The organism is Staphylococcus sp. SA22, from assembly GCF_054165785.1.
In genome coordinates this window covers 59,748-72,167 of the sequence record NZ_JBSZQY010000001.1, presented here as the reverse complement: position 1 = coordinate 72,167, position 12,420 = coordinate 59,748, and the positions used below count along the sequence as shown (strand labels likewise).

General features: G+C 31.4%; 15 protein-coding genes. 3 read left to right on the top strand and 12 right to left on the bottom strand.

Going from position 1 to position 12,420, the window contains the following annotated elements:
• Positions 1-91: 91 nt before the first annotated feature.
• From recN to ACXQH5_RS00355, 11 genes are all read right to left on the bottom strand, one after another.
• Positions 92-1,771, bottom strand: a complete 1,680-nt coding sequence (gene recN, locus ACXQH5_RS00405) for a DNA repair protein RecN (RefSeq protein WP_057504489.1) — start codon at positions 1,769-1,771, stop codon at positions 92-94.
• Positions 1,772-1,786: 15 nt separating this feature from the next.
• The gene (gene ahrC / locus ACXQH5_RS00400; protein ID WP_001124985.1) at positions 1,787-2,239 is read right to left on the bottom strand and encodes a transcriptional regulator AhrC/ArgR; all 453 of its coding nucleotides are present in this window, start codon (positions 2,237-2,239) and stop codon (positions 1,787-1,789) included.
• Between the two features lie 431 nt (positions 2,240-2,670).
• Complete coding sequence (locus ACXQH5_RS00395) at positions 2,671-3,552, bottom strand: polyprenyl synthetase family protein (protein WP_000183374.1); 882 nt, start codon at positions 3,550-3,552, stop codon at positions 2,671-2,673.
• Positions 3,530-3,760, bottom strand: a complete 231-nt coding sequence (locus ACXQH5_RS00390) for an exodeoxyribonuclease VII small subunit (protein ID WP_000159865.1) — start codon at positions 3,758-3,760, stop codon at positions 3,530-3,532. The genes ACXQH5_RS00395 and ACXQH5_RS00390 overlap by 23 nt, the downstream gene beginning before the upstream one ends.
• On the bottom strand, positions 3,753-5,090 hold the full coding sequence (xseA, locus tag ACXQH5_RS00385) for an exodeoxyribonuclease VII large subunit (protein ID WP_001286928.1): 1,338 nt from the start codon (positions 5,088-5,090) through the stop codon (positions 3,753-3,755). The genes ACXQH5_RS00390 and xseA overlap by 8 nt, the downstream gene beginning before the upstream one ends.
• Before the next feature lie 16 nt (positions 5,091-5,106).
• A complete protein-coding gene (nusB, locus tag ACXQH5_RS00380; RefSeq protein ID WP_000087385.1) occupies positions 5,107-5,496 on the bottom strand; it encodes a transcription antitermination factor NusB in 390 nt (129 codons plus the stop codon).
• 59 nt (positions 5,497-5,555) lie between these two features.
• Positions 5,556-5,918, bottom strand: coding sequence for an Asp23/Gls24 family envelope stress response protein (locus ACXQH5_RS00375; RefSeq protein WP_000241588.1), 363 nt, complete (start codon positions 5,916-5,918; stop codon positions 5,556-5,558).
• A 14-nt stretch (positions 5,919-5,932) separates the two neighbouring features.
• Positions 5,933-7,288 (bottom strand): acetyl-CoA carboxylase biotin carboxylase subunit, encoded by a 1,356-nt coding sequence (gene accC, locus ACXQH5_RS00370; RefSeq protein ID WP_000756612.1) that lies wholly within the window; start codon positions 7,286-7,288, stop codon positions 5,933-5,935.
• On the bottom strand, positions 7,288-7,752 hold the full coding sequence (accB, locus tag ACXQH5_RS00365; protein WP_001009520.1) for an acetyl-CoA carboxylase biotin carboxyl carrier protein: 465 nt from the start codon (positions 7,750-7,752) through the stop codon (positions 7,288-7,290). Before accB ends, accC begins: the two co-directional genes overlap by 1 nt.
• 472 nt (positions 7,753-8,224) lie before the next feature.
• Complete coding sequence (efp, locus tag ACXQH5_RS00360; protein WP_000626504.1) at positions 8,225-8,782, bottom strand: elongation factor P; 558 nt, start codon at positions 8,780-8,782, stop codon at positions 8,225-8,227.
• A gap of 25 nt (positions 8,783-8,807) precedes the next feature.
• A complete protein-coding gene (locus ACXQH5_RS00355) occupies positions 8,808-9,869 on the bottom strand; it encodes a M24 family metallopeptidase (protein ID WP_000087107.1) in 1,062 nt (353 codons plus the stop codon).
• A 104-nt stretch (positions 9,870-9,973) separates the two neighbouring features.
• On the opposite strand from ACXQH5_RS00355, the gene ACXQH5_RS00350 reads away from it, so the two are divergent.
• Together ACXQH5_RS00350 and ACXQH5_RS00345 are read left to right on the top strand one after the other, a co-directional pair.
• The gene (locus ACXQH5_RS00350; protein ID WP_000737685.1) at positions 9,974-10,555 is read left to right on the top strand and encodes a hypothetical protein; all 582 of its coding nucleotides are present in this window, start codon (positions 9,974-9,976) and stop codon (positions 10,553-10,555) included.
• Between the two features lie 13 nt (positions 10,556-10,568).
• Positions 10,569-10,787 carry an SA1362 family protein gene (locus ACXQH5_RS00345; RefSeq protein ID WP_001244301.1) on the top strand — a complete coding sequence of 73 codons (219 nt, stop codon included), beginning with the start codon at positions 10,569-10,571 and terminating at the stop codon, positions 10,785-10,787.
• A 63-nt stretch (positions 10,788-10,850) separates the two neighbouring features.
• On the opposite strand, the gene ACXQH5_RS00340 is transcribed toward ACXQH5_RS00345, so the two are convergent.
• Positions 10,851-11,681 carry a lipoate--protein ligase family protein gene (locus tag ACXQH5_RS00340; protein ID WP_000141109.1) on the bottom strand — a complete coding sequence of 277 codons (831 nt, stop codon included), beginning with the start codon at positions 11,679-11,681 and terminating at the stop codon, positions 10,851-10,853.
• Between the two features lie 157 nt (positions 11,682-11,838).
• On the opposite strand from ACXQH5_RS00340, the gene ACXQH5_RS00335 reads away from it, so the two are divergent.
• A complete protein-coding gene (locus tag ACXQH5_RS00335; protein WP_001276571.1) occupies positions 11,839-12,225 on the top strand; it encodes a rhodanese-like domain-containing protein in 387 nt (128 codons plus the stop codon).
• Positions 12,226-12,420: the final 195 nt, after the last annotated feature.

Here is a 12,420-nt window from a genome sequence, read left to right as displayed (position 1 = left end):
TGTCCATTAATTACCTATTTTACATGATTGTCTATTTAGTTTGAATGCACATAAATAAATCCACAAATGAGTATTCAACACACTTTGGAAATTATCTACGTCTTTGATTGTGTTGTATCATTTCTCTTGCATTTTCACGAGTTAAATCAGTAACACTTGCACCTGAAATCATTCGTGCAATTTCATCTACTTTATCATCGCCAATTAACTCTTGAACTTGTGTTGTTGTACGATCATCTTTTGATGATTTCGAAATTAATAAATGATGGTCGCTCATCGATGCAACTTGTGGCAAGTGAGATATACAAATAACTTGTATATATTCTGCTATATCTCGTATTTTCTCTGCCATTTTTTGTGCGGCTTGTCCAGATACACCTGAGTCAACCTCATCGAATAAAATTGCAGTTTGACCTCTCGATTTAACAAAAATACTTTTTAACGCTAACATAATTCTAGAAAGTTCTCCACCTGACGCAATTTTATTTAAACTTTTTAATGGTTCCCCTTTATTAGGACTGATTAAAAATTCTACAAATTCGATTCCATCAATATTCGGTTCTTCTAATTTTTTAAATGAAATCTCAAGGTTTGCATCTTTCATTTGTAAGTTTTGAATTTCCGATACAATGTGGTCTCTTAACTCCCTAGCAACTATACGACGCTGCTTAGATAACGCTTGTCCAACCTCTATAACTTGATTATACAATGCATTTATTTCTTCTCGTAACTGCGATGTACTTTGTTCATAGTTTTCAATTTTATTGATTTCATTATTAAGCTTTTCTTGATATGCGATTAATTCTGAAATATCTTTTCCATATTTGCGTTTTAAATTATTCAGCAAATTCATACGAGATTCATACTCGTTTAACACTTGTTCGTCGAATTCTGTATTAGCCATTTCATCATATAACTCATGTTTTGCATCTTCTAAAATGTAATAAAATTGATCAATATCTTCTTTTAATTTGTCATATTTGTTTGGAACTATATCGTTTATTGTTAACAAATGGTTGCTTAGTTCATACAAACGATCAGTGATAGCATTTTCATCCGTTAATGTCATATGTGCGTTATTAAGCGCTAAACTTAATTTTTCAGAGTTTTGAATACGTTTAATATCTATTTCAAGTTGCTCTATTTCGCCTTCTTTTAGATGTGCTTCAGACAATTCTTCTAATTGAAATTTCATTAAATCTAAACGCTGCAGCAATGCTTGGTCTGCTGATTCTAAATCTTCTAACTCTTTCTTTTTGGCTTTATAATTTTGAAAAGTTTGGTGATATTTATCCAACAAATCTTGATAACGTGATTCTGCGTAATTATCCAATAATGTTAAATGGTATTTTTGTTTCAACAAAGACTGCGTTTCATGTTGGCCATGAATATCTAATAATTCTTGCATAACTTTTCGTAAATCTTGTAAAGTAACTGTTTGATTATTAATTTTACAAAGACTTTTACCAGAGCTAAAAATTTCCCGTTTAACTAATAAAAAATCTTCATCTACATCAATATCCATATTTTTCAATATATGTATAGCATCTTTACTCTCGTCAATATCAAATATACCTTCGATGACAGCCTTTTTTTCACCATGTCTTACAAAATCAGATGAAGCTCTCATTCCAATTAATTGTCCAATTGCATCTATAATAATTGACTTACCTGAACCCGTTTCACCACTTAAAACAGTTAAACCATCAGAAAATTGAATTTCTAACTCTTCAATAATAGCAAATTGCTTGATTGATAAGGTTTGTAACATAAACTCATCGCATCCTTATAACAAATTGAAAATTCTTGACTTGATTTCATCACTTGCCTCTTTGCTTCGACAAATAATTAAACAAGTATCATCACCACAAATTGTGCCTAGTACTTCTTCCCAATTGATTTGGTCTAATATAGCTCCAATAGATTGTGCATTACCAGGTAATGTTTTTAGAACAAGTAAATTATCAGTACCATCTATATTAACAAAGGAATCCATTAAATAACGTCCCAATTTTTCTAAAGGATGGAATTTTCTATCATTTGGTAAACTATAAACATATTGACCTGAAGGTATAGGTACTTTAATAAGTTGTAGTTCCTTAATATCACGAGATACAGTTGCTTGAGTGACATTTAAATCATAATCGTTTAATCGTTTAACTAATTCATCTTGTGTCTCTATCTGTTCATTTGAAATAATTTCTCTAATTTTAATATGCCTAACCGATTTTTTGGGCACAGTAAACACCTCTGATTACGAATATTTATACATTTATTTTAACACATGCACTGATTTACGACTACTAAACACCTTTACGTAAAAAGGGTAAACATGGTTTATCTATCTTGGTTATCTATTTATAAATATTTTTCATATTACGCATAACAATTGCTTAAAATATGTATAAAAATGAATATATGTGTAATAAACTTGCTAATTATTAGATTTAATAAGCGTCAATTGTTTGAACATATTTAATTAAAATCACATTGATGTCACAGATGCGAATATTGTCGTATAGAAATTGAAAATTCTATTTTTAAATAAAAAGACTTCAACATAATTTTAAGTTACAACATGAGAAAAATCGATTAACAAACAACGTCAGTTAAATATGTCTTTTGAGACATTTCAAACTTTACAATTGTTGCTAATCGATATATTTGCTTTTAGTGATCCCTGCTATAAAATAAATCAACGATTTCTAATAAGTGTTTTGTATTGAATTGTTCATCAATTTGCATTAGTTCATCCACTGCTGCGTCTCTATGATAAGTCAATTTATCTTCTGCGCCATCTTTTCCTAATAAACTCACGTAAGTACTTTTATTATTTTCAAGATCGCTGCCCACTTTTTTACCTAACTTCGCTTCATCACCATAGCAGTCTAATAAATCATCTTTAATCTGAAACATCATACCTAAATGATAACTATAACTTTCTAAATGTTCTTTAGTTGCATCATCGACATTAGCGATATCTGCTGCACTCATAACCGCAAAGGTTAATAGTGCTCCTGTTTTGGTTTTGTGTATCATTTCCAAAGTTTCAAGATCAATTGGTTGGCCTTCGCTTTGCATATCTAACATTTGACCGCCGACCATTCCAACATGACCACTTGCTATTGACAGCCGTTGTAGAACTTTTATTTTTACTTCATCAGTTAATCTATCATCACTCGAAATAAGTTCAAATGCTTTAGTTAATAAAGCATCACCTGCTAATATCGCAGTCCACTCACCATATACTTTATGATTTGTTAATTTCCCTCGTCGATAATCATCATTATCCATCGCTGGTAGGTCATCATGAATAAGTGAATATGTATGAATCATTTCTAGTGCAATTGCGCTCTTCATACCTAACTCATACTCGGTATTTAGTGAATCTAAAGTGAGTAATAACAGAACTGGTCGGATGCGTTTACCTCCAGCATTTAATGAATACAACATACTTTCTTCTAGCTGAGTATCCATTACTGATTTATTTATCGCAACCGATAATTCATTATTGACTTCATCTATTAATTTATTCATCGGTAGATTCGTCATTTTTTACATCCTCAGCCTCTTCTTTTATTAAGTCATTCACCTTTTTTTCGGCATTTTTTAAAGTTGTGTCACAAGCTGCTGATAGTTTCATACCACGTTGATATAAATCTAATGATTCCTCTAAAGATACTGTTTCATTATCTAATTTTTGAACAATTTGCTCTAATTCTTGCATCATTTCTTCAAAACTTTGCGTTTCTTTAGTCATTATTACACCTTACTTTCGTAACTTTTGCATCTACTAAGCCATCTTTCATTGTTAACGTCAATTGATCATTTTCTGTTAAATCTTTAGTACTCGTAATGACTTCGTCTTTTTTATTAACAATTGCATATCCACGCAACATTGTATTAGTTGGACTTAAATTGTTTAAGTTTTCTACTTTATTTTTCAAATCATTTTTATAACTTAATATTTTAGAATTCAATAATTTAACAAGTTGGTTTGTCAATTGAAGATTATTTTGTTGTTCTTGATTAACACTACTTAGTAACGCTTTTAAATTATAGCGTTGTTGCAACAGCATTAATCGATGTCTCTGTTGTTCAAAAGTTGCCTGAATTTGTTGTTTCAGTCTCTTTTCTAAATCATCACGACGTTGTATCTGTTGATCATACAATAAAGTTGGTTGTTTAAACTTGTAATACGATGACAAATGTTCAACATGTTTACGTTGTTGTTCTAAATGTTTCTTGATGAAACGAGTCAATGTAAACTGATATTGCTGTATTTGTTGCAGCAATTCATATTGGTCTGGTGTTGCAATAACAGCAGCTTGAGTTGGGGTCGCAGCTCTGATGTCTGCAGCAAAATCACTTAATGTAAAGTCTGTTTCATGACCTACTGCTGATATAATCGGTGTCTTACAATTATATATTGCACGGACGACAGCTTCTTCGTTGAAATTCCATAAATCTTCTATGGATCCACCGCCTCGACCTACAATAATGGTATCTACACCTAAACTATCTGCATATTCAATTTTTTCAATAATGTCGTCTTTTGCTTTTTCACCTTGAACCAAAGTACTAATTTGTATTTGTTCAGCTAATGGAAAACGACTATTTATCGTTGAATGGATATCTCGAATTGCGGCACCTGTACTCGCTGTTAAAACTGCAATTTTTTTAGGAAACTTAGGTATTGATTTCTTATTCGCTTTATCAAAACAACCTTCTTCAGTTAATTTTTTCTTTAATGCTTCTAATTTTTGATATAAGTTCCCTATACCATCTAATTGCATTTTATTTACATAAATTTGATAGTTTCCACGACGTTCAAAAACAGAAACACGTGCTTCTAATAAGACTTCATCTCCTTCTTTAGGTTCGAAGTTTAATTTAGAAGCACTACCTTTGAACATCATGGCACTTATAACGCTTTCTTTATCTTTCACATTAAAGTATAAATGACCACTTGAATGCTTTTTGAAATTTGAAAGCTCACCTTTAATCAATACAGATTGGAGATGTGGATCTTGATCAAATTTATATTTAATATATTTCGTTAAAGCTGAAACACTTAAATAATCTGACATATAACATCACTCAATTTTATTTTTTTATATTACTCAATACACCATTTATAAATTTATAATGATCATCATCACTGAATTGTTTTGTTAATTCAACTGCTTCATTCATTACGACTTTAGCAGGTGTATCACTGTGTAATATTTCATATGTTGCCATTCTTAAAATAATACGATCCGTTTTTAATAAACGTGCAATAGTCCAATCTTTTAAATAAGGACTAATTGTCTCGTCTAATACAGGTTCGTGATCTTTAACGCCAGAAACTAGCCAATGAATAAATTCGAAGTCTAAATCTGGATTATCATCTTTAATAAAGCTTATCGCTTCATTTATCGTTAAATCACTGTCCTTCATTTCTAATTGAAATAAAGTTTGAAAAGCTTGCACTCGGGATTCTTTACGACTCATTTTTAACTCCTTCAAACGTTTGTATTTTTCTTTATTTAATTACTGAATTAGGTATGACATTACTTTTCAATAACGATTTGTGTAATGTGAATATTAATTTGCTTAGGTTCTATCGCTGTCATATTAGAAATTGAATTAAAAATTGACGTTTGAATTTTGTTTGCAGTTTTTGAAATATTAACACCATGTTTTAATGCACAATATACATCTATATATATGCCATCTTCTTTACTCTCGATTTTTAAATCACGGCTTAAATTTTTACGACTAACTTTTTCTAAATTTGTTTCTTTTAATTCAGCAAAATGGCCAGTGATGCCTTCGACTTCTGAAGTAGCTATACTTGCAATAACAGATAGCACTTCTGGCGCTATTTCTACTTTACCTAATTTTGAATTTGAATAATCAGTTACTTTGACCATGGATTGACCTCCTATTAACCTTCATCATTCATAATGCTATTTTGCTCTAAAAAGTTTGTATTAAATTTACCGCTTCTAAATATATCGTTATTCAATAATTTAATATGGAATGGAATAGTTGTATCAATACCAAGAACCACAAATTCACTTAATGCACGAATGCCAGCCATAATCGCTTCATCTCGTGTCGGTTCATGTATGATTAATTTCGCTACCATCGAATCATAATATGGCGGTATCGTATAATTAGTATAACATGCTGACTCTATTCGAACACCATATCCACCTGGTGCAAGATATTGCTCAATTTTACCTGGTGATGGCATAAAGTTCTTGTAAGGATTTTCAGCATTAATTCTAAATTCAATTGCGTGTCCTGTTAATTTAATATCTTCTTGTTTATACGGTAACACGTCGCCCATAGCAACTTGTAATTGTAATTTAACTAAATCAATTCCTGTTACCATTTCAGTTACAGGATGTTCTACTTGAATACGTGTATTCATTTCCATAAAATAAAATTTATTATCATTTAAATCATATATAAACTCAATTGTTCCCGCATTTTCATAATTTACAGCTTTCGCTGCACGCACTGCGGCATTTCCCATCTCACGACGTGTTTCGTCATCTAAAATTGGGGAAGGTGCTTCTTCCACTAATTTCTGCATACGTCTTTGAATTGTACAATCACGTTCTCCTAAATGAATTACATTACCATAGCTGTCCCCAACAATTTGGATTTCAATATGGCGGAAGTTTTCGATGAATTTCTCCATATAAAGTCCACCATTACCAAATGCAGTTTGAGCTTCTTGTTCTGTCATTCGGAAGCCAGTTTCAAGTTCTTTTTCATCACGAGCAACACGGATACCTTTTCCGCCACCACCAGCAGTAGCTTTAATGATGACCGGATAGCCAATTTTTTTAGCGATTTTCTTAGCTTCTGAGACGTCTTTCATTAAACCGTCACTACCAGGAACAACTGGAACATTGGCTTTAATCATTTCTGCCTTAGCAACATCTTTGATACCCATTTTTTGGATAGATTGATAACTTGGTCCAATGAACTTCAATTGGCATGCTTCGCATAATTCTGCAAAGTCAGCATTTTCAGCTAAAAAGCCATAACCCGGATGAACGCCATCACAACCTGTAGAAGTTGCAATAGATAAGATGTTCGGAATATTTAAATATGAATCTTTAGACAAAGTGGGACCTACGCAATATGCTTCATCAGCAATTTGAGTATGTAGCGCATCTTTATCCCCTTCAGAATAGATTGCAACAGTTTGGATGCCTAAATCACGACAAGCACGAATAATCCTAACTGCGATTTCACCGCGGTTTGCAATTAAAACCTTTTTCATTATTTCACCTTAAATAACGGTTGGCCATACTCTACCATTTGCCCGTCTTCTACTAAGATTTCAACAATTTCACCTGAAATTTCTGCTTGAATTTCATTAAATAGTTTCATTGCTTCTAAAATACACACTGTTGTTTCATTTGAAACAGTGTCCCCAACTTGCACATACGCTTCTTCGTCTGGAGATGGCGATTTGTAAAATGTACCTACCATAGGTGCATTAATTGTTTTGTGATTATCTGAAGTTGGCTTTGGAGCTTCAGTTTTATTACTATCAGTTGATTGTACTTGAGGCATAGGCATTGCCGCAGCTTCAACTGGCATTTGTGAGATTTGTGGCGTGATAATCTCAGTTTCTTTTTCTTTCTTTAGCGTCACTTTGCCTTTAGTATCTTCAATATTGATTTCCGTTAAAGTTGATTTATCCAGAATTTCAATTAATTCTTTGATTTCTTTAAAGTTCATTATTACTGACTCCTTCAGTTTGTTTTCATCTACCCGTCTATTTTACTTGAGACAACTCTTCAATTCAAGCATGTTCATATTGCTGGCGACATTATATGTCTATCCCTAAGTTATAATAAAAACACATTTTAAATTAAAAACACTTGTGTATTTATTACTTAACATTGACTCATCTTAACTCTTGATTAAAAATTTTATGCATTCAGTTAAACATATCAATGTTATTTTTATTAGCTATTATGTTTTATCCTCAACAATATGATATGTAGATATATACCTTTACTTATGTCTATGTTTTTCACTACCAATTAGACGATTCGTTTTATATTTTAAAATTTAATTTAAAAATAAAAAGCCTCATATCAGCATATAACCTATAATCATTTTAGGCAATAGCTTTATGAGACTTATTTGGAATATCTTACGTTAAATCAGTATAGTGAATACAAGCTATTTGTTAACAAATTAGAGATTATCCTCTTGAAATGTAGCTTCCATCACCAGTGTTGATAATTAAAACGTCACCTTCGTTTACAAATAAAGGTACATTTAATGTATAACCAGTTTCAACAGTTGCCGATTTAGTAGCACCAGTTGCAGTATCACCTTTAATACCAGGTTCTGTTTCAGTTACTGTTAATTCAACAGTTTTAGGTAATTCAACACCGATAGTTTCACCTTCGTATGTTTGAATTTGTACTTCCATACCTTCTTTTAAGTAATTCAATTCTTCTTTTAAGTAATCACTTGAAAGTTCTGTTTGTTCAAAGCTTTCATTATCCATAAATACATGATTATCTCCGTCAGCATATAAATATTGCATGCGACGATTTTCAATCATTGCTGGTTCAACTTTTTCACCAGCTCTAAACGTTTTCTCTTGAATTGCACCAGTTCTTAAATTACGTAATTTTGAACGAACGAATGCTGAACCTTTACCAGGCTTTACATGTTGGAAGTCTATAACTTTCCAAATAGCGTTATCAACAGAAATTGTTAAACCTGTTTTAAAATCATTAACCGAAATCATTCAGTTTCCTCCTCATTTTACACGCTTATGTTAAAACTATAAGGTCTTTTGTGCATTTAGTAAAGACTTGACAACCATTTTCTGTAATTAAAATATCATCTTCTATTCTTATACCGCCCAAACCTTCTATATAAACACCTGGTTCTACTGTAACACAGTTGTTAACTTGAAGTTTATCTTGTATCGTACGAGCCAGCATTGGCCCTTCATGGATTTCTAAACCAATACCATGTCCTAGTGAATGTCCAAATTCTTTTCCATACCCTTTTGACTCTAAATAGTTTCTTGAAATGGCATCAGCTTCTGCACCAGTCATGCCAGGTCTAATCTCATTAATTGCTTTCATTTGAGATTCAAGTACTATTTGATATATTTCTTTCAGTTTAGGATCTGGTTCTCCAATAGCAAATGTTCTAGTAATATCTGAACAATAGCCGTTATAATATGCGCCAAAATCTAATGTAATCATGTCGCCTTTTTCAATAATTTTGTCACTTGCAACACCATGTGGTAATGCACCTCTATGACCAGATGCTACAATCGTATCGAATGATGGTCCATCTGCTCCTAATTCTAGCATTTTACTTTCTAATATTGCCTTTAATTCTTTTTCAGTCATACCTGCTTTTACAACAGTTAAAATATATTCATATGTTTCATCAACAATATTAGCTGCTTTTTGAATTAAAGCAATTTCGTCAGCATCTTTGACGTCTCTAATTTTATCTACAGTATTAGAAATGCTTATTAATGATATACGGCTTTTATTTAATTCAAGGTATGTATCATAACTAACATGATGCCCCTCAAAACCTACATTTTCAAAATTTTCTTGGTGTAGTAATTCTTTAATCTCACCAATAATAGTAGATTTACGATTAATAATTTCATAATTTGGCGCCTGCTTAGTTGCTTGATCAATATATCTAAAGTCTGTTATCAAATATTGTTTATCTTTAGATATGATAAGTGCTCCACTGGTACCAGTAAAACCTGATAAATATCTTCTATTGTAATCCGAAAGAATGATAATCGCATCTAAATGTTTTTGTTCTAAAATACGATGCACTTGTGTTATTCTGCTCATCTTATTACCTCCTAGTGAAACGTTTGTGCATTTCAACTTTATACATTAAAATAATATCATAATAAGGATAAAAAATAATAGATATTGATTTTAGGGAGATAGTAATGAAAAAATTGGTTTCAATTGTTGGCGCAACATTATTGTTAGCTGGATGTGGATCACAAAATTTAGCACCATTAGAAGAAAAAACAACAGATTTAAGAGAAGATAATCATCAACTCAAACTAGATATTCAAGAACTTAATCAACAAATTAGTGATTCTAAATCTAAAATAAAAGGGCTTGAAAAGGATAAAGAAAACAGTAAAAAAACTGCATCTAATAATACGAAAATTAAATTGATGAATGTTACATCAACATACTACGACAAAGTTGCTAAAGCTTTGAAATCCTATAACGATATTGAGAAAGATGTAAGTAAAAACAAAGGCGATAAGAATATTCAATCGAAATCAAATCAAATTTCTAATGATATTCAAAGTGCTCACACTTCATACAAAGATGCTATCGATGGTTTATCACTTAGTGATGATGATAAAAAAACGTCTAAAAATATCGATAAATTAAACTCTGATTTGAATCATGCATTTGATGATATTAAAAATGGCTATCAAAATAAAGATAAAAAACAACTTACAAAAGGACAACAAGCGTTGTCAAAATTAAACTTAAATGCAAAATCATGATAGGAGTCTTTTAATGCGTAATATAATATTTTATCTTGTACTTATTATTGCTGCGATTGGATTAGTAATGAATCTAGATGCCTTTATTTTTTCAATCGTCAGAATGTTAGTCAGCTTTGCTGTAATAGCTGGTATTATTTATCTGATTTATTATTTCTTCATCTTAACTGAAGACCAACGCAAATATCGCAAAGCAATGCGTAAGTATAAAAGAAATCAAAGAAGAAAATAGATAAAAAAATGGAAGCAGTTGTAGATAAAATAGTCTACGTGCTTCCATTTTTTATTCTAAAAACTACTTTCTAAACATCCATTCATCTGAACGATATTTTTCAGTTAATTCTTCCACTTCTGCCAATTGAGCTTCTGTTAATTCAAGTGGCTTTAATTCTATATTTAAACCTTTCTTAAAACCTTTCTCGAAAGCTTCTTCCATTTGACTAATAGTAATGTGTTCATCTGAAATATCATTGATGGCAACTGCTTTTTCAACGAATGCCTCTTTCATTTTTAATTTTAATCTTTCATTTTTATAAATAAACATATCAAACAATTCATCAATATCAATATCTTGTAAAATCGAACCGTGTTGGAGGATTACGCCCTTTTGTCTCGTTTGAGCACTCCCGGCAATCTTACGGCCTTCAACAACTAGCTCATACCAACTTGGTGCATCAAAACACACTGAACTTCGAGGTTGTTTTAATTTTTGACGCTCTTCAGGCGTTTTAGGTACCGCAAAATAAGTATCAAATCCTAAGTTTTTAAATCCTTCTAATAATCCTTGTGAAATCACTCTGTACGCTTCTGTAACAGTAGAAGGCATATTGGGATGCGATTCAGGCACAATCACACTGTAAGTTAGCTCTTTATCATGAAGTACCCCACGGCCACCAGTTTGACGCCTTACGAGACCAAAACCTTTCTCTTTAACCTTATCAATATCAATTTCTTTTTGTAGCCTTTGGAAATACCCTATTGATAATGTTGCAGGATTCCATGTGTAAAAACGTATAACTGGATCAATTTCACCTCTAGAGACAAAATTTAATAACGCTTCATCCATTGCCATATTATAATATGGGTCTTTACTTCCTGTATTAATAAAATTCCAAGTTTCAGTCATATTCAAGAACTCCTATCAGCAAAATGTATAATATTTGATTCGCTAATTAATCAATTTAACTAAATGAATAATAATTGCAATTCTTTAGTGAAATATTTTGATAATTTGACCTAACAGTCTTATAATTATATTATCGTTTAATTAGGGAGGATGCAAGATGAGTGCTAGTTTGTACATCGCAATAATTTTAGTTATAGCAATTATTGCTTATATGATTGTTCAACAAATTCTTAACAAGCGAGCTGTTAAAGAATTAGATCAAAATGAATTCCATAATGGGATTAGAAAAGCTCAAGTCATCGATGTTAGAGAGAAAGTTGACTATGACTACGGTCACATTAATGGGTCTCGCAATATTCCTATGACAATGTTCAGGCAACGATTCCAAGGGTTAAGAAAAGACCAACCGGTATACTTATGTGATGCCAATGGGATTGCTAGCTATAGAGCCGCTCGTATTTTGAAAAAGAATGGATATACAGATATCTATATGTTAAAAGGCGGCTATAAAAAATGGACTGGAAAAATAAAGTCTAAAAAATAGTTTTGTAAATTTAATATACGATTTAATAAAATCTGAGTGTTAATTGATCATCAATAACAATACTCAGATTTTAATTTTTTAACAAAGTCTGTTACTATATTTCTCTAGCTTCACAGATCATTAAACTTAGTTTCAGCATAATAAAGAAAGTTCAGCTCATTTTCAATACGTTTCATTTACCTCAATCTAAAAAGT

Bases quoted from the DNA above. Each gene is read 5' to 3' on its own strand.
- recN (WP_057504489.1), bottom strand. From the start codon at position 1,771: ATGTTACAAACCTTATCAATCAAGCAATTTGCTATTATTGAAGAGTTA.
- ACXQH5_RS00395 (WP_000183374.1), bottom strand. From the start codon at position 3,552: ATGACGAATCTACCGATGAATAAATTAATAGATGAAGTCAATAATGAA.
- ACXQH5_RS00390 (WP_000159865.1), bottom strand. From the start codon at position 3,760: ATGACTAAAGAAACGCAAAGTTTTGAAGAAATGATGCAAGAATTAGAG.
- xseA (WP_001286928.1), bottom strand. From the start codon at position 5,090: ATGTCAGATTATTTAAGTGTTTCAGCTTTAACGAAATATATTAAATAT.
- nusB (WP_000087385.1), bottom strand. From the start codon at position 5,496: ATGAGTCGTAAAGAATCCCGAGTGCAAGCTTTTCAAACTTTATTTCAA.
- ACXQH5_RS00375 (WP_000241588.1), bottom strand. From the start codon at position 5,918: ATGGTCAAAGTAACTGATTATTCAAATTCAAAATTAGGTAAAGTAGAA.
- accC (WP_000756612.1), bottom strand. From the start codon at position 7,288: ATGAAAAAGGTTTTAATTGCAAACCGCGGTGAAATCGCAGTTAGGATT.
- accB (WP_001009520.1), bottom strand. From the start codon at position 7,752: ATGAACTTTAAAGAAATCAAAGAATTAATTGAAATTCTGGATAAATCA.
- efp (WP_000626504.1), bottom strand. From the start codon at position 8,782: ATGATTTCGGTTAATGATTTTAAAACAGGTTTAACAATTTCTGTTGAT.
- ACXQH5_RS00355 (WP_000087107.1), bottom strand. From the start codon at position 9,869: ATGAGCAGAATAACACAAGTGCATCGTATTTTAGAACAAAAACATTTA.
- ACXQH5_RS00350 (WP_000737685.1), top strand. From the start codon at position 9,974: ATGAAAAAATTGGTTTCAATTGTTGGCGCAACATTATTGTTAGCTGGA.
- ACXQH5_RS00345 (WP_001244301.1), top strand. From the start codon at position 10,569: ATGCGTAATATAATATTTTATCTTGTACTTATTATTGCTGCGATTGGA.
- ACXQH5_RS00340 (WP_000141109.1), bottom strand. From the start codon at position 11,681: ATGACTGAAACTTGGAATTTTATTAATACAGGAAGTAAAGACCCATAT.
- ACXQH5_RS00335 (WP_001276571.1), top strand. From the start codon at position 11,839: ATGAGTGCTAGTTTGTACATCGCAATAATTTTAGTTATAGCAATTATT.